Genomic DNA, 18,145 nt, shown 5'->3' on the forward strand with positions numbered 1-18,145 from the left:
GATATTAAAGGTCTGTGATTTTCACAGGCCTTTTTTTTTATGAATGAGATTGAATGGTTTTATTGTTTGAAAAACAATACGTTTCCCGTGGTTGAAACCACGGGCTGTACTTAAATCGTTGAAATGATTATTCTAAAATTTTACCTTCAACAAAAACAGATTCAATAAGATTGCTTCCAAATGCGTAAGGAATTTGGTAGTAAGATGAAATCGGTTTTGTCAAGATTAAATTGGCTTTTTTGCCTTTTGTAATGCTTCCGTGAGTTTCTGAAAGTCCCATTGCGTATGCTCCGTTTATTGTTGCGGCATTAATTGCTTCTTCTGGAGTCATTTTCATTTTAATACACGCCGTTGCAACTACAAAATTCATATTTCCTGATGGAGTAGAGCCAGGGTTGAAATCTGTTGCTAATGCTATCGGTAAACCAGCTTTTATCATTTCGCGGGCAGGAGTATATGGAATACTTAGAAAATAAGAACACGAAGGTAATGCAACAGGCATTGTTTCAGTTCCTTTTAATGCTTCAATATCTTCTGGGTTCATTATTTCTAAATGATCTACAGAAAGGGCGTTAAATTTAATTCCAGCCTGTATTCCGCCAATAGAATTAAATTGGTTGACATGGATTTTTGGTTTTAAGCCAAAAGCTAAACCTGCTTCCATTATTTTTTCGGTTTCTTCTACAGAAAAGTAGCCACTTTCGCAGAAAGCATCTACATAATCAGCAAGATTATTTTTTGAAATTTCAGGAAGCATTTCATTGATTATTTCATCAATATATCCTGCTTTGTCGTCTTTGTAGTGAGTAGGAAACGCATGTGCGCCTAGAAAGGTAGCTTTTATGGCAATTGGGTAATTTTCTGCCAGTTTTTTTATAACTCGAAGCATTTTTAATTCTCCGTCAACAGTTAATCCATAGCCAGATTTTATTTCTACTGCGCCAGTTCCTAAATGCATTACTTCTTCTAAACGAATTTTAGATTGTTCGTAAATTTCTTCTTCTGAGGTTTCATTTAGTTTTTTAGCCGAATTAAGAATTCCACCGCCACGATTAGCAATTTCTTTATAAGAAAGCCCGTTGATTCTATCTACAAATTCTTGTTCGCGATTTCCTGCGTATACAATGTGTGTATGGCTATCACACCAAGACGGAAGCACAACTTTTCCAGTTGCATCAATTGTTTTGTCGGCATTTATTTTTGGAAGATTGTCCATTGAGCCGAAATCTTCAATCAGATTGTCTTTTAGTATTAAAAAAGCATTTTTAATAGTTGGAAGCTTAGCCATCTCAGAACCTGACACTTTAGCAATTGAAGTTTCGCGAACCTGTAATAGCTCTTGTATATTTATGATTAATGTTGTCATTATAGATATTGTTATAAAACACAAATTTCACAAATTTTCACGGATTAATATGTGAAAACTTGTGAAATTCGTAAAATTGTTTTTCTCTAAAGATTATTCAGAAACTGTTATTTCGAATATTTTATCCCAATATTTACCTGTAACAAAAATGGTTTTCGTAGCAGGGTTGTAAGCTATACCGTTTAAAACTTCAGCATTTTTGCTTTTTACAAATTTGCGTAGTCCAGATAAATTGATAATTCCTTCAACTGCACCAGATTTTGGGTCCACAACGGCAATGGCGTCTTTTTGCCAAACATTAGCATAAAATTTTCCATTGATTAATTCTAATTCATTTAATGCTTTAATTTTTGAACTGCCAGAATAAACATTGATGTAATCAATTAGCTTTTGATTAGCAGGATCCATTTTCCAAATTTTCTCTGTTCCATCAGAATGATAAATGTATTTGTCATCATGCGTCATTCCCCAACCTTCAATATCTTTATCGTATTTGAATGTTTTTTCCAGTTTAAAAGTTTTAGCATCATAAATAAAACCAGTTTTTTCCTGCCAAGAAAGCTGATATAATTTTCCATTGAAGAAGGTGATTCCTTCCCCAAAATATTCTTTCGGAAGATCAACTTGTTTGATTACTTTTCCCGTTTTATAATCTACTTCCCTGAAGTATGAATCTTCTTTTTGCCCTGTACTTTCAAAAAGTTTTCCGTCATGAAATTCTAAACCTTCAGTAAAAGCTAAAGAGTCATGTGCAAAAGTATTTACGATTTTATAATTTAAAAGTTTTGGTTCAACGTCAGAAACAACTTCAATTCTTTTAGTAGCATCAGAAGAATCTCCACCAAAATAAACAGTAGCTTTTAGGTATTGATAACCTAATTTTTGATCTATTAATTCAAATCTAAAATTTTCTTTGCCTTTTGTACCTCCAACTCTTTGGTCATTTATGAAGTAAGCAACGCTGTCGATTTCTTTCGAATTTGGGTTTAAAATTCCAATATTAAGCACTTCTTTTTGCGTAAAATGAGCTGGAAAAGCAGAATCGTCGATAGTAAACAAAGAATTTTCACCTTTTTTTGTGTCTCCACATCCAATTAATGTGATTCCTAATAAAATGACAGCTAGGAAGTTATATTTTTTCATAGTTTAAAATTTCAATAAGCCAATATACGATGTTATTTTTATAGCAACAAAGCTCTTGCAAAAATATAAAAAGATTGTATATTTGCACCGGCAAGTCCTACACGACCAGCTCCTGCAGACTCCCCCAGGATGGGAACATAGCAAGGGTACGTGGTTGAGCGGTGCGATGTAGGTCGCTTGCCACTTTTTTTAGAATTTAATTAGTTTGCAATCTTCCTTTCAGGAGGATTTTTTTATTTTTGACCCTATCCAAAGTTAGAAGTTATATGTGAAAAGTTAGAAGTTTTTCTCAAATTGCATTAAAGTTCTCTTTTAAGGATAAATAGCATTTAACTTATAACATTTAACATCTAACTGCAAAATGAGCAAAGTCGTTTTAATTACCGGAGGATCATCAGGAATTGGAAAATCAATTGGTGAGTTTTTACATCAAAAAGGTTTTGTTGTATACGGAACAAGCAGAAATCCTGAGAAAGTTTTAAATTCAGTTTTTCCTTTAGTAGCTTTAGATGTCCGAAATGTTGATTCTATTAAAAACGCAGTAAACAAAATTATTGAAACTTCTGGAAGATTAGATATTGTAATAAATAACGCTGGAGTTGGAATTACAGGACCTCTAGAAGAAATTCCGACCGAAGAAATTAGAAATAATTTTGAAACGAACTTTTTTGGGCCGATTGAAGTTATGAAAGCTGCGCTTCCTCAAATGCGCAAACAGAATTCGGGACTTATCATCAATATAACTTCGATTGCTGGTTATATGGGATTGCCGTATAGAAGTGTTTATTCGGCTTCAAAAGGAGCTTTAGAATTGATTACTGAGGCTTTGAGAATGGAAGTGAAGTCTTTTGGAATTGAAATTACCAATGTTGCGCCTGGAGATTTTGCAACCAATATTGCAGCTGGACGCTATCATGCACCAGTTATTAAAGATTCGGCTTATGAAAAGGTGTACGGAGATGTTCTGGCAACTATGAATGATCATGTTGATGCAGGAAGCAATCCTAACGAAATGGCAGAAGCAGTTTATAAAATCATTCAGACTAAAAAACCAAATGTGCATTATAAAGTGGGCGCTTTTATGCAGAAGTTTTCGATTGTATTGAAACGTGCGCTTCCAGATAAAATGTACGAGAAGATGCTTATGAATCATTATAAGTTATAAATCGCAATTAATTGCTTGTTTTTAGATTTAAATCACAAATTGATTTGATTTTTGAAATTGTTATTGGTATTGATTTCGTAATTTTGCAGCTGCGTTTGCGTGAGGGATAGAGGCGGTATCCTTTTGTGAAGAGAAACGGAACAAAAGATTTAGCCGAAAGCCCGACCCTTGGGGCACGCCCAGAATAAATCAACACAATTTAAATAATATAAATTATGAAATTTTTTATTGACACAGCTAATTTAGCTCAAATTAAAGAAGCACAAGCTTTAGGTGTTTTGGATGGTGTAACAACTAATCCGTCATTAATGGCAAAAGAAGGAATCACTGGAAAAAACAATATCCTTAAGCATTATGTTGATATTTGCAATCTTGTTGAAGGTGATGTAAGTGCTGAAGTTAATGCTCTTGACTTTGAAGGTATGGTTAAAGAGGGTGAGGAGCTTGCTGAATTGCATGAGCAAATCGTTGTAAAACTTCCTATGACTAAGGAAGGTGTTATGGCAGCTAAATATTTTTCTGATAAAGGAATTAAAACTAACGTAACTCTTGTTTTCTCTGTAGGACAAGCGCTTTTGGCAGCTAAAGCTGGAGCAACTTATGTTTCTCCGTTTGTAGGCCGTTTAGATGATGTTTCTACTGATGGATTGAACTTGGTTCAGGAAATTAGAGAAGTTTATGATAACTATGGTTATGAAACTCAAATTTTAGCGGCTTCTGTACGTCATACAATGCATATTGTAAACTGTGCTAAAATTGGTGCAGATGTTATGACAGGGCCACTTTCTGCAATTTATGGTTTATTGAAACACCCATTAACAGATATCGGTTTAGCTCAGTTTGTAGCTGACTTCGAAAAAGGAAATAAATAGTCCTTAGATACTTATAAAATTAAAATCGTCTTTTTTCTAACGAGAAGAGACGATTTTTTTTACTTTTATATTGAATCTTAAACCATTAGATATGAAAGTTATAGTGCTTATATTGTCTTTTTTTGCAGCGAGTTTTTCTATAAACGCCCAAGCCGCTAAAGTAATTACTTCTGTAAATGAAGCGGGTGATGTTGCTACTTATGAATTAGATTGTTCGGTTAAATTTCAAACTCTCGCAAAAGGTCTTCGGTATAATATTACGAGGTACGAATTTAAAGGGCCAGAATTAAAAAATTCTTATCGTCTTTTGCTGGTAATGGATGGTTTTTATTCGAAAACATTAAATAGTCAAATGACTATTTCGGCAGTTTTAAGTGATGGGACAATTATTGAGGCGAGAAAAACCATAGAAGATGATGGTTTTTTTGACGGAGCCTGCACGTTGAAAATTAAAGATCCCCAAGCGCTTTTAAATGCCAATATAGACAAAGTAATTGTTCATGCTGATAAAGATGTTGTTTATTCTTTAACGGCGCAAAATAAGGCAATTTTCAAGAAGAATCTTGAGAATATTATTAATGCGAAGTAAAGGGGCTAATGGGCTGAGATACTGAGGTTCTGAGGTTTCTCTTCTTTGGAAATAAAAAAAAATCCAAATTCCGTTTTAAAATTGGAATTTGGATTTTTTTATTGATGTTTTTTATTTTTTAGTGTCCTCCACCAGCACTTTCGATGTGGCTGATTCCTTGTCTTTTTAAAATTTTAGGACAATAGAAACCATAGAATCCTAAATAAGCAAAGCCTAGAAGTGGCACAATATATGAGAAGTGTGTGTAAGTGATGCCTAAAATTCCGTTTGGATTTGTTGCATCTAAATCACAGATACTTCCTTGCAATAATGGAATTACTCCACCACCAAGAATCATCATGATCAAGAAAGAGGACGCTTTTCCTGTATTTTTTCCTAATCCAGCAATGGCTAAATCGAAGATTGAAGGCCACATAATAGATAAGAACAATCCTCCAGAAATAAAGAAGAATTTAGCTATTGAAGGATCTGGCCAAGCTAATCCTAATACCATCATGGTTAATCCTGAAATTCCGAAAAGCATTAATGTTTTTCCAGCGTTTTTACCACCAACAAAACTTACGGCGATAAATAATAAAATCCAGATTGGGTAGATGTAGAATGAAGAAACGTCGTGTGCGGCAAAGATATTTGCTCCTATGATTACTCCAAATGCAGCAGCAGGAACGATAAATTTAAGCGCCGTATTTACTAAGTTTGAAGTGTTAAATACGTTCGCTCCACCATTCCAACGACCGATCATTAAACTTCCCCAATAAAGCGCAATAAATGGTGCAACAGCATCTTCTAGAACGTTTCCGAATTCGTGAGTGTGTAATAATGCTGGTAGATTACTGATGATAGTAACCTCAGTTCCAACATAAATAAAAATTCCTAACATACCCAAGTATAATTGCGGATAGTCAAGAATGTTGAATTTACTGTGTTTGTCTTTTATGATTGCTTCTTCCTCTTTTACTGGATCTTCGATTTTAGAAAAATTCATAAATACGGCAACAGCAATAAAAGCAAGACCTAAAATGATGAAAGGCAATTTAATATCTTCTAATGAAAGAGCTGTTTTTTTGTTGTCTCCCATTCCAAATAAAGCAATTCCTAGTAAAATAGCTCCGATTGTTGTTCCGAAAGAGTTGATTCCGCCAGCAAGAGTTAAACGGTGTGCTCCAGTTTCTGGACTTCCCATTTTAATAGCTAAAGGGTTTGCTACAATTTGTTGGATTGAAAATCCTAGTCCTACTGTAAATAAAGCTGTTAAGAAGAAAGGGAAGCTTTGAGTGGTAGCAGCAGGAACGAATAAAAATGAACCAATAGCAGATAGAACTAATCCTGCAGATAAGGTTCTTTTGTAGCCGTATTTTTGTAAAACGTCTACTTTTAACGAAACGATAAAGAATATGATTGATCCAACAAAATAAGCTGCATAGAAAGCCCATGCTACTAATTGAGATTGTACTTGCGATAACGTAAATACTTTTTTGAATACTGGAATCAGGATGTCATTGGCTGAACCAACAAAACCCCAAAAGAAGAAGACGATTATCAAAGAGATAAATTGCCCCCATTTGGTTTGCACATTTTCTGAACTCATAATAATAAGGTTAATTTTTTATTTTATTGTTTTTTGAAGACCGTAAATATATTTGTTAGGATTATCAAAAAAAAATAAAAAGGTATAAATAATGTTAAATTTAAACCAACGACTATGTTTTTTCAACAAAGTGTTAATTTTAACCTACTTAGAAAATGTAATTCGTAATTATATTTATTCCAATATCTTATTTTTAACTTCTTTACTGTAGTTTCTGCCTATCGGAATGTTGTAAGATTGAATTTGAACGCGGTTTCCTTCTATAGATTTTACCTTATTTAGCGCAATTACATAAGATTTGTGGATTCTAAGGAAACGATCTGCTGGTAATTCTTCAGATAATGATGTAAGAGATTTATGAGTAATATAAGTTTTGTCAGGCGTGACAACTTTTATATATTCTTTCATTCCTTCAACAAATAAAATTTCTTCAATATTAATTTTCATCATTTTTTTATCGACTTTAATAAAAATATGAGAATCACCTTTTGAGGTTTCAACCTTAATATTGTTTTTAAGATTGTATTCGGTTGTAATTTTATTGATACATTTTATAAATCTTGGAAGTGGAATTGGTTTAACGAGATAATCCAGTACATCCAAATCATAACTTTCGGCAGCAAATTCTCTAAAAGCAGTAGTAATAATAACTTTGGTTTTATTTTCGATGAGACTAATAAGTTCAAAGCCAGTCATCATAGGCATGTTTATATCTAAAAAGACGGCATCGACAGGAGTACTGTTTATAAAATCGAGCGCCTCTAAAGAGTTATTGAATGTCGCGACAACTTCAAAATCTGTAAAATTGGTAAAATAATTTTGCAGGACTTTGATAGCTAAAGGCTCATCATCAATTAACACGCATTTAATCTTCATTCTGGGTAGGTATTTGCAATCGGATTATGTAGAAATTTAGTTTAGTGGTATGTTTAAGGCTGAAATTGTTTCTGTAAATTAACTTTAACCTCTTTTTTGTATTAACTAAACCGATTCCTCGTTTTGGATTATGATTTTGTGAAATTACAAAATTATTTAAGATTTCAAAATCGAGCGTTTTATTGTCGATAACTCTGCAATTGATCTTTATTTTTAGATTTTTATTGTTTAATCCGCCATGTTTGAAGGCATTTTCTACTAATGAAATAAAAATAAGCGGAGGAACGACAACATCATCAATGTTTGACTCTAGATTTATTGTTACTTCTACATTTTCAAAACGCAATTTTTCAATTTCAATATAATTCTGGATATAATCTATTTCTTTTATAAGCGGAACAAACTTGGTTCCTTTCACATCGTATAGAACATACTCCATCAAATTAGAAAGTTTGATAATTACATCTGGAACTTTCTTTGAAGACTCTAATGATAAAGCGTAGAGATTGTTTAATGTGTTAAAGAAAAAGTGTGGCTGAATCTGATTCTCGAGATACTTTAGTTTTATTTTAAACTGATTTTCTCTTAAGGATCTATTTCTTTCTCGCTCTCTTAACCATGTCAAGGTAAGGTAAACAGATGATGCCATTGCGAGAACATACAATTCTCCAATGCAAACAGCCACAATATGATTGATTTCAAAAGGATGATATTCTCTATTGGCTTCTGGCCAGATATTTTCGGATATTATATAATAGGTGAGGGCAGTTTTAGCCAAATAAATCGCAAATAGGCTGAGAAGCAATAAAAATGTATACATAATATATTTTTGCTTCAATACATATTTTGGGACTAAAACAAATAAATTTAAATACACCAAAGGAATAACCAATGAGAATTCGATTAAGTTTGATTTGAAAGAATAAGGATAATCATTAAAGTAAGCACCCCATCTTAAGAAGTTTAAAGTAAAATAAACACCCCAGAACCAAACATGATTTTGCAGTTTAATATCAAATTTAACTTTTCTTATTTCTTTCAACTGTTTGGTTTATTAGATAAATTTAGTTTTTCTTAACAATATTGAAATATTGTACAACTTTAAACAATTAACTGCAAAGAGGCAATTTTTTTGAATAAAATTTTGCCAAAAAAGGATATTAGTGCTTAATTTTTCAAGTAGAACGTTTTCGTAAAGCGTATTATTGAATGATTTATGTCGTTGGTTTAAATTTTGTTGTCGTTGGTTTAATTTATTTTTTTTAACAATGCCTTAAGAATAATTTTACTTCATAACTAACAAAATAAAATAAACATGAAAAAAATTTTCTTAATCTTTATGATTGTTTTTACGGCGCAAGTTTCGCTTGCACAAGTAAAAAATGTCAAGGGTGTGATTACAGATTCTGACGGTATGCCATTACCAGGAGCTTCTGTTTCTGTACAAGGAGGTCAAAAAGGAACAACTACCGATTTTGACGGATTGTATGCTATTGAAGTTCAAAAAGGTCAGAGTTTGGTTTTTACTTATGTAGGCCTAGAAACTCAAACAATAGTTGTAGGAGATGCTGCTACAATTAATGTGAAAATGGTTGCAGCTGCATCAAATGCTTTGAACGAGGTTGTTGTAACTTCTTTAGGTGTTAAGAAAACAAGAAAATCTTTAACATACGCTGCTCAAGAGCTTAAAGGTGAAGAGTTAACACGTGTAAAAGATGCCAACGTTATTAATACTATTGCAGGTAAAATTGCAGGTGTTGCTGTAACAAAAAGTGCTGGAGGTACTGGTGGATCTACAAAAGTTGTAATTCGTGGTAACTCTTCTATCATGAATAGCCAGCCACTTTACGTTATTGATGGTATTCCTATGTATAATGGTACTTCGAATCAGCAGGGTAATACAAATGCGTCAAATGATTCATTTGGTAGTACTGCTGGAGGTAACCGTGACGGAGGAGATGTTATTTCTTTGATTAATCCAGACGATTACGAAGGAATGACTGTGCTTAAAGGTGCTGCGGCTTCTGTATTATACGGATCACAAGGAGCAAATGGGGTTATTTTATTGTCTTCTAAAAAAGTTAAAGAAAACACAGGAAATTTAGCTGTTTCTTCTGTTACTACTTTTGAATCTGTTCATTCATTACCAGAATTTCAGTATGAATATGGTACAGCTGGGGCACAAAAATCTTGGGGAGGAAAAGTATCTTCAAATGATTTTGTAAAAGACTTCTTTGGTACAGGAGTTACTCAAATTACTTCTGCAGCTTTTACAACTGGATCTGATGTTTCTTCAACTAGTATATCTTACGCTAATACTACAGCTTCAGGAGTTATTGAAGGTAACGGCTTAAAGAAAAACAACTTTGGAATCCGCCAGACAGGTAAATTTTTCAACAATAAATTAACTGTTTCTGCTGATGCAAAATATACATCGCAAACAATTAATAACAGACCTGTAAACGGACTTTACTCAAACCCATTAACTGGAGTTTATTTGTTCCAAAGAGGAAATGACTTTAATTATTACAAAGATAATTTCGAAACATTTATTCCTTCTAGAAACCTATACGGTCAAAACTTCTACAGCGCACCAAATGCTGATATCTATGTTCAGAATCCATATTGGTTAATCAACAGAAATAAATCTATTGATAAAGATAATTTCTTCAACGGAAATTTAGCTTTAGAATACAAAGCAAACAATTGGTTAAGCATTGCTGCAAGATATAGCTATAATAGAGTTGAAAATGATTATGATAAAAAGATTTATGCTACAACCAATACTTCTTTATCTAATATAAACGGTAGATATATAAACGTTGCTAATTTAAGCACACAACGTTACGGAGATTTGATTGCTAAAATTAATACTAATTTCAACGAAGATTTTAGCTTTAATGCTATCGTAGGAGCAAGTATCAATAACACATTGGCAAATCAACAGACTACGTTGGATTCTGGTATTGTTGGCGGACTTGTAAATGCTAACTTATTTACTTTAGGGAATTTTGCAAGTGCAAGTGGTTTAGATAACTTAAGCCTTCAGGCTACAGGTTCTTCAAGAGAGGTTCAATCAATTTTTGCTTCAGCAACTTTTGGTTATAAAAACATGTTATACTTAGATGTTACAGGACGTAATGATTGGTCTTCTACTTTAGTAAATACTGATACTTCATCTTATTTCTATCCATCTGTAGGGGTTACTGCTCTTATTAGTGAAATGGCAACAATGCCAGAATGGATTAACTTCGGAAAAGTGAGAGGAACTTATGCTCAAGTGGGTAATGACGTTTCTGCTTTTGTAACTTCTCCAAAATCGACTATTCAAGGTGGTAATATTATTCCTCCTGTAGTAGGTCCAAGACCAGGAGAAGGATTGAAACCTGAATTGAAATCAGAATTTGAATTTGGTACTGAATGGAGAATGTTTAACAATAGATTAGGTTTCGAAATTTCTTACTATAACTCAGAAACTAAAAATCAATACATTCAAGTTCCTGCTCCGGCAACAAACCCTTACGGTTATACTTTTTACGGGATAAATGCTGGTAGTATAGAAAATAAAGGACTTGAGCTTGTTGTTAGCGGTAAAATTATTGAGGGACAAAAATTCTCATGGGAAACTATGGTAAATTATTCTCACAATAGAAATAAAGTAAAAGAAATTCCAGCAGAATTAGGAGGGAAAATTCCATTAACTCCTGTAAATAATATTAATTACAGATACTCTTTAACCGAAGGAAGACCATTTGGTGTGATTGAAGGAAAAGGTATTGTTAGAAATGATAAAGGAGAAATTGTTTTAGACGACAAAGGAAACTTAGCAGTTGAAGCTGATTTCCATGAAGTTGGTAATGCAAACCCTGATTTTATGTTAGGCTGGTCAAACACATTCAAATTTGGTGCTTTTACAGCTAACTTCTTAATCGATGGACGTTTTGGAGGAGATGTAATGAGTATTACAGAATCTATGAATGATTTTTATGGAGTGTCAAAAAGATCTGGAGATGCTAGAAATGCTGGTGGTGTTGCTGTAAATGCAGTTATGCCTGATGGTACAAAAGTAACTAAAATGGATCCTCAGAAATACTATGAAGCTGTAGGTGGTCTTAACGGTGCTACTGCCGAGTATGTATATGATGCAACAAACGTAAGTTTAAGAGAGGTTTCGCTTGGATATACTTTCAACAAAAAAGCAATTCCATTTGTTAATACAGCAACTTTATCATTAATCGCAAGAAACTTATTCTTCTTTTATAAAGATGCACCATTCGATCCAAACATTGCTTTAAGTACAGGTCAGGGCTTACAAGGAGTTGATATTTATGGTTTACCATCAACAAGAAGTATTGGTCTTAATTTAAATGTAACTTTCTAATTAAAACATCATGAAAACAAATAATATAAAAAAATCACTAATCTGTCTTGGTCTTTTGGCTTTAGTTGGTTGTACAGATAATTTTGACGAGATTAATAGTAATCCTGATGGTTTTACACAAGAGGAACTAACGCAAGACTTTAATCATATTAAAGGGCCTTTTACTACGATGTTTGACAACGTGATGGTAAATGTGCCAGGGTGGAAGTATCAGGTAGCTATTGATTTATCGGGTAACACTTGGGGTGGATATACTACAGCACCAGGTTTTGACGGTAATAATAATCTTTCTTATGCGCTTGCTGACAACTGGAACCTTTGGGGTTGGGAAGCTATTTACACGCAAGTAATGGCAAATTACTTGAAAGTTGAAGCTGCATCTAAAGGAAAATATGATGAGTTTTATGCTTTGGCAACAATAGTAAAAGTACAGACTTTACATAAAGCTGCAGATTCATGGGGACCAATAGTTTATTCTAAATTAGGGACTACAGATGCAGCAATTGGATATGATTCTCAAGAAGAAGCTTATGGCTTAATGTTTAAAGATTTAGATTTTGCTGTTACAGAATTAACAAAAAGAATTGATGCAGGAGAAGCAAGTTCTTTTACAAAAATCGATCGTTCGACTTATAAGGGAGACTATACAAAATGGGTTAGATATGCAAACTCTTTACGTTTAAGATTAGCAATGCGTATTGTAAAAGTTAATCCAACATTAGCTAAAGCGGAAGCTGAAAAAGCAATTAGCCAAAAATTTGGTGTAATGACAGTAAATGCAGACAGCTTTATTGTAAATAAAGATGTTTCACAACACCCACTTAGAGTTGCTGCTTACGAATATAATGATAGCCGTATGTCTGCAGATATGGAGTCTATCATGGGAGGTTACAATGATCCTAGAATAAGTGTTTATTTTAAAACTTCAGAACAGTTTCCTGGAGAATATAAAGGAATCCGTACTGGCGGTATTCTTGGTGATAAGTCAAAACACATTAATTTTTCGAATTTTGGTAAGATAATAGACGAAGACAAACAAGTTGTTTGGTTAAATGCAGCTGAGGTTTACTTCTTAAGAGCAGAAGGGGCTTTAAGAGGCTGGAATATGGGTGGTGACGCTGCAACATTCTACAAAGCTGGTATTACGGCTTCTTTTGAACAGCTTTCTGTAGGTGGTGCTTCTGACTATATTGCAAATAATGTAAAAACAGCTAAAGATTATGTAGATCCAGTTGCTCCGTTCAATAGTGGTTTAGCTGTAAATAAAGTAACTGTTGCTTGGGATGATGCTGCAAGTAACGAAGTGAAACTGCAAAAAATCATTACTCAAAAATGGATTGCTAATTTCCCTGACGGTATGGAAGCTTGGGCTGAACACCGCAGAACTGGTTATCCTAAATTATTGCCAATTCTTAACAACCAAAGTGCTGGTGCAATTACGACTGAATATGGTGTAAGAAGAATAAACTTTGTTTCTACTGAAAAAGATGGAAACCCAGAAGGTCTTAAAACAGGTATTGCAAAACTTAACGGACCTGACAACGGAGGCACCAGAACTTGGTGGGATGTTAATGCTCCGAACTTCTAAAAGAAAAAACAAGAATATTAAGTTTGGTTAGTAGTGTGGTATAGATGGCGAAAGCTGTCTATACCATATCTTAAAACCATGATGGTAATTACTACAAAAAAGAAAAGAAATGAAAAGTGCTTTAGAAATAAAACCTGATATCAGTTATAAAAGCGCGGGAAAATTTGAAGAAACTCGTTTTGAGAAAATTCATAACGAAATCTTTAAAAGTTCTATTGAAGCTTCTGTAATTGTAGCACAGGAAATTGCGCAGCTAATTAGATCTAAACAAGAAAAAAATAAACCTTGTGTTTTAGGTCTGGCAACAGGTTCTTCTCCGATCAAAGTTTATGAGGAACTAGTGAGAATGCACAGAGAAGAAGGACTTAGTTTTAGCAATGTAATCACTTTTAATTTGGATGAATATTATCCGATGACTAAAGAGAACAATCAAAGCTATCATTATTTCATGCATCAGCATCTTTTTAATCATATTGATATCAAACCTGAAAATATTAATATTCCTGATGGTACTGTAGCAATTGATGAAATTAATCAATACTGTATTGATTATGAAATGAATATTAAAAATGCGGGTGGTCTTGATTTTCAATTGCTTGGAATTGGTAGAACAGGACACGTTGGATTTAACGAACCTGGTTCGCACATCAATTCAGGAACAAGAATTATTACCTTAGATCATATCACAAGAGTCGATGCTTCATCTGCTTTTAATGGTATAGATAATGTGCCGAAACGCGCCATAACAATGGGAGTTTCAACCATTATGAGATCAAAGCGTATTGTTTTGATGGCTTGGGGACAAAATAAAGCAGATATCATCAAAAGAACTATTCAAGGAGATATCAGTTCAGAAGTTCCAGCTACTTTTTTACAGAACCATCCAAATGCAACTTTTGTTTTAGATCAGTCGGCAGCGTCAGAATTAACCCGTTTTAAAACGCCTTGGTTAGTTGGCGAATGTCTGTGGACTCCCGAATTAAAAAGTAAAGCAATTGTCTGGCTTTGTCAGAAAACAAAACAATCTATTTTAAAACTGACAGACCGTGATTATAATAATAACGGAATGTCTGATCTTTTGGCTCAGGAAGGTTCTGCTTATGATATGAACATCAATATGTTTAATATTCTACAGCATACTATTACTGGTTGGCCAGGAGGAAAACCAAACACAGATGATTCATTTCGTCCAGAAAGGGCAAATCCGGCAAAAAAGAGAATTATTCTTTTTAGTCCGCACCCAGACGATGACGTGATTTCTATGGGAGGAACATTTTCAAAATTAATCAAGCAAGGACACGATGTTCATGTGGTGTACCAAACTTCGGGAAATATTGCAGTTTCAGATGATGAAGCTTTAAAATTTGCAGAAGTTGCCAGTGATTTTATCGGAGAAGGTCAAGCTGATATCAATTTCAAATCGGTTATCGAGTTTTTAAATAACAAATCTGAAAATCAAATCGATTCTTTGGAAGTTCGAAAATTAAAAGGATTGATTAGAAGACGAGAATCTTACGGAGCAACAAGATACATCGGACTGAAAGATGAAAATACGCACTTTTTGGATCTTCCTTTTTACGAAACAGGACAGGTTAAAAAGAATCCGTTAGGGCCAGAAGATATTGCTATCGTAAAAAACATTATTGCTAGAATAAAACCACATCAAGTTTTTGCTGCTGGAGATCTTGCAGATCCGCACGGAACGCATGAGGTTTGTTTAAATGCCATTTTTGCGGCATTAAAAGAGCTTAAACCAGAACCGTACATGAATGATTGCTGGTTGTGGCTTTACAGAGGAGCTTGGCACGAATGGGATATTCATGAAATTGACATGGCCGTTCCGTTAAGTCCTTCAGAAGTATTATTAAAACGTCATGCCATTTTACATCACCAGTCTCAAAAAGATAGAGTAATGTTTCAAGGAAATGATTCTCGTGAATTCTGGGTTAGGGCAGAAGATCGAAACAAAAACACAGCAATTTTATACGACGAACTAGGTTTGGCTGAATATGAAGCAATAGAGGCCTTTAAGCGTTTTGATTACTAAAAAAATCCGATTCGTTTTTTAATGAATCAAATAGCAAAATTCAGAATGATCTCATAGCAAAAGTGAGGTAAAGCTGAAATCATTCTGAGTTTTGTTTTTAATATAAATTTAGGATAGTCATTAAAAGCTATCCGACCAAAAAAAAGAAAAATGAAATATTTATTTGTACTATTATTTGCAGGTATATCGGCAGGTGCTCAAGTCCAGAAAGAGCAGCTGAATCTTATGCCTTGGCCTCAGAATGTTGTAATTAATGAAGGTAATTTTAATTTAAGTAAAAATTTTAAAGTAAATATTACTGGTAATCCAAATGCTAGAATTTTTGGAGGAGTAACTCGTTTTTTGCGCCGTTTAGATGGTAGAACAGGTATATTTTTTGAACAAGGTTTTATTACCAAATTAAATGAATTTCCAAATGCAGAATTACAAATTAATTGTACTAAAAGCGGTAAAATTGGTTTGTACGAAGATGAAAGCTATCATTTGGATATTGCTGCAAACAAAATCACTTTAAATGCTTCGAGCGATTTAGGAGCTTTGCATGGTTTAGAGACATTGCTTCAAATGCTTCAAAACAATTCGAAAACATTTTATTTTCCAGTTTCAAAAATTTCAGATTTTCCAAGATTTACATGGAGAGGTTTAATGATGGATGTTTCAAGACATTTTCAGCCTATCGATGTAGTTAAAAGAAATATCGATGCACTGGCTGCAATGAAAATGAATGTTTTTCACTGGCATTTGGTTGACGATCAAGGCTGGAGAATTGAAATGAAAAAACATCCAAGGTTTACGCAAGTAGCTTCAGATGGAATGTATTACACACAAGAGGAAATTAAAAATATCGTAAAATATGCCGATGAGCGCGGTATTTTAATTGTTCCAGAAATAGATGTTCCGGGTCACGGATCTGCAATCTTAACAGCTTATCCAGAAATTGGAAGCAAAGTGATTACGCTGACAGGGGGAACATCCGAAAAAAATATTCAAGGTACAGCAATTGCTACCTATGGAATTGAAAGAAATGCTGGAATTTTTTCTCCAACATTAGATCCTTCAAATCCTAAAACATACCAGCTTTTAAGCGAAGTTTTTGATGAGGTTTGTCCGTTGTTTCCGGGAGCATATTTCCACATTGGAGGAGATGAAAACGAAGGAAAAGACTGGGACGAGAATCCTAAAATTCAGGAATTCAAAAAGAAGCATAATTTAAAAAACAACCACGAATTACAAACGTATTTTACAATGCAGTTAGCTCCGATGTTAAAGAAACACGGAAAACAATTGATGGGTTGGGAAGAAATTTTGACTAAAGATTTATCAAAAGAAGCAATTGTACATTCTTGGAGAGGTCCAAACGAAGGTATGCCAGCCGGTCAATCTTTGGTAGAAGCAGTAAAAAAGGGATACAAAACCGTTTTGTCTAACGGATATTATATCGATCTAATGTATCCAATTGCAAGTCATTACTTAAACGATCCGATGCCAAAAGGAGCTAATTTAACAAGTGATGAAAAAGCAAGAATTCTAGGTGGCGAAGCTACTATGTGGACAGAATTGGCTACGCCAACAACAATAGATTCAAGAATCTGGCCGAGAACAGCCGCAATTGCAGAAAGATTATGGTCTGCAGAAGATATCGTTGACGTAGAAAATATGCGCAAACGTTTAGAAACGATTTCTTTTAGATTAGAAGAATTAGGCATTACACATATTCGTAACAAAGATGTGATTTTAAGAAATATCGCAAATAATCAGGATATCAAATCATTGGAAGAGTTTTCAAATGTAAGCGAACCGCTAAAAGGATATACTCGTAATAAAGGCGGAACAGAGTATCAAATGTATTCTCCGTTTACCTTATTTGCAGATGCTTGTGGACCAGACGCAAAAGATGCTCTTGCATTTGATGCAGCTGTAAATCAATATTTAATCAATAAATCTGAAGATAATAAAACTAAAGTGGCAGCATTTTTTACCAAATGGATTGCTGTTCATAAAGGGTTAACAGAATTAAGCAATAATGCACCATTGGTACAGCCTATATTGCCATTATCTAAAAAACTAAATGATGCTTCACAAGAATTGCTATTGGCTTTGGATAATAAATCGGCTTTAAAAGCTGATGATTTGAAAAAGTTAGTAGAAGATTGTAATACGAAGGATCATGCCGATGTAGAACTAGCGGTTTATGCAAGCTTGAAGAAACTATTGTAAAATTACTTTGAATTAGTGTTTAGTATTTTATTGCCTTTATTAATTTGAAATGATTTATCTCTGCCGGAAATATTTTGGCAGAGATATTTACAAAAGACATTTTTCTGGTCTTATTATAAATGACTAGAATCAGATATATTTTCAAGAGTTAATAACAAAGTTCATGAAAATTAAGTGAAGTAAAATTTTTTACTGGGTTAAAATTGAGTTTGGTTATTTATTTTTTAATCTAAATTTTATTTCAAAACAATGTGCCAACTTTAGGTAATTTGTTATTTGGTTTTTGCCTGAATTAGGACATTTTTAAACCTGA

The 18,145-nt window shown here is 33.7% G+C and carries 12 protein-coding genes and 1 other RNA gene; 8 read left to right on the plus strand and 5 right to left on the minus strand.

The features are described 5' to 3' along the window. Positions 1-127 precede the first annotated feature (127 nt). Positions 128-1,366 (minus strand): imidazolonepropionase, encoded by a 1,239-nt coding sequence (hutI, locus tag AC5ZCW_RS09035; protein ID WP_496119224.1) that lies wholly within the window; start codon positions 1,364-1,366, stop codon positions 128-130. Between the two features lie 93 nt (positions 1,367-1,459). Beyond that, positions 1,460-2,509: a glutaminyl-peptide cyclotransferase gene (locus AC5ZCW_RS09040; protein WP_496119226.1), complete on the minus strand. Its 1,050-nt coding sequence runs from the start codon at positions 2,507-2,509 to the stop codon at positions 1,460-1,462. 88 nt (positions 2,510-2,597) lie between these two features. Here AC5ZCW_RS09040 and ffs point away from each other — a divergent pair. The 4 genes from ffs to AC5ZCW_RS09060 all read left to right on the plus strand — a co-directional run bounded on the left by ffs (position 2,598) and on the right by AC5ZCW_RS09060 (position 5,135). Then, positions 2,598-2,695, plus strand: an RNA gene (ffs, locus tag AC5ZCW_RS09045) — signal recognition particle sRNA small type. A gap of 175 nt (positions 2,696-2,870) precedes the next feature. Further along, positions 2,871-3,674 carry an SDR family oxidoreductase gene (locus AC5ZCW_RS09050; RefSeq protein ID WP_343541920.1) on the plus strand — a complete coding sequence of 268 codons (804 nt, stop codon included), beginning with the start codon at positions 2,871-2,873 and terminating at the stop codon, positions 3,672-3,674. Positions 3,675-3,889: 215 nt separating this feature from the next. Next, positions 3,890-4,546, plus strand: a complete 657-nt coding sequence (gene fsa, locus AC5ZCW_RS09055; protein WP_111426268.1) for a fructose-6-phosphate aldolase — start codon at positions 3,890-3,892, stop codon at positions 4,544-4,546. 91 nt (positions 4,547-4,637) lie between these two features. Continuing rightward, a complete protein-coding gene (locus AC5ZCW_RS09060; protein ID WP_496119229.1) occupies positions 4,638-5,135 on the plus strand; it encodes a hypothetical protein in 498 nt (165 codons plus the stop codon). Positions 5,136-5,253: 118 nt separating this feature from the next. Here AC5ZCW_RS09060 and AC5ZCW_RS09065 read toward each other — a convergent pair whose 3' ends face one another. From AC5ZCW_RS09065 to AC5ZCW_RS09075, 3 genes are all read right to left on the minus strand, one after another. Beyond that, positions 5,254-6,723 carry an MFS transporter gene (locus AC5ZCW_RS09065; protein ID WP_343541926.1) on the minus strand — a complete coding sequence of 490 codons (1,470 nt, stop codon included), beginning with the start codon at positions 6,721-6,723 and terminating at the stop codon, positions 5,254-5,256. A gap of 174 nt (positions 6,724-6,897) precedes the next feature. Then, the gene (locus tag AC5ZCW_RS09070) at positions 6,898-7,599 is read right to left on the minus strand and encodes a LytR/AlgR family response regulator transcription factor (protein ID WP_125722852.1); all 702 of its coding nucleotides are present in this window, start codon (positions 7,597-7,599) and stop codon (positions 6,898-6,900) included. Then, entirely contained in the window at positions 7,589-8,641 is a 1,053-nt protein-coding gene (locus AC5ZCW_RS09075; protein WP_281633211.1) for a sensor histidine kinase, read from the minus strand. The genes AC5ZCW_RS09070 and AC5ZCW_RS09075 overlap by 11 nt, the downstream gene beginning before the upstream one ends. A gap of 273 nt (positions 8,642-8,914) precedes the next feature. Here AC5ZCW_RS09075 and AC5ZCW_RS09080 point away from each other — a divergent pair, with 273 nt between their 5' ends. The 4 genes from AC5ZCW_RS09080 to AC5ZCW_RS09095 all read left to right on the plus strand — a co-directional run bounded on the left by AC5ZCW_RS09080 (position 8,915) and on the right by AC5ZCW_RS09095 (position 17,832). Next, positions 8,915-11,980 carry a SusC/RagA family TonB-linked outer membrane protein gene (locus AC5ZCW_RS09080; RefSeq protein WP_496119231.1) on the plus strand — a complete coding sequence of 1,022 codons (3,066 nt, stop codon included), beginning with the start codon at positions 8,915-8,917 and terminating at the stop codon, positions 11,978-11,980. Positions 11,981-11,990: 10 nt separating this feature from the next. Continuing rightward, complete coding sequence (locus tag AC5ZCW_RS09085) at positions 11,991-13,568, plus strand: RagB/SusD family nutrient uptake outer membrane protein (RefSeq protein WP_343541934.1); 1,578 nt, start codon at positions 11,991-11,993, stop codon at positions 13,566-13,568. Positions 13,569-13,677: 109 nt separating this feature from the next. Further along, positions 13,678-15,615 (plus strand): glucosamine-6-phosphate deaminase, encoded by a 1,938-nt coding sequence (nagB, locus tag AC5ZCW_RS09090; protein ID WP_496119234.1) that lies wholly within the window; start codon positions 13,678-13,680, stop codon positions 15,613-15,615. Positions 15,616-15,765: 150 nt separating this feature from the next. Beyond that, complete coding sequence (locus AC5ZCW_RS09095) at positions 15,766-17,832, plus strand: beta-N-acetylhexosaminidase (RefSeq protein ID WP_496119236.1); 2,067 nt, start codon at positions 15,766-15,768, stop codon at positions 17,830-17,832. Positions 17,833-18,145: the final 313 nt, after the last annotated feature.

It is taken from the genome of Flavobacterium sp. PLA-DH12, assembly GCF_059511845.1.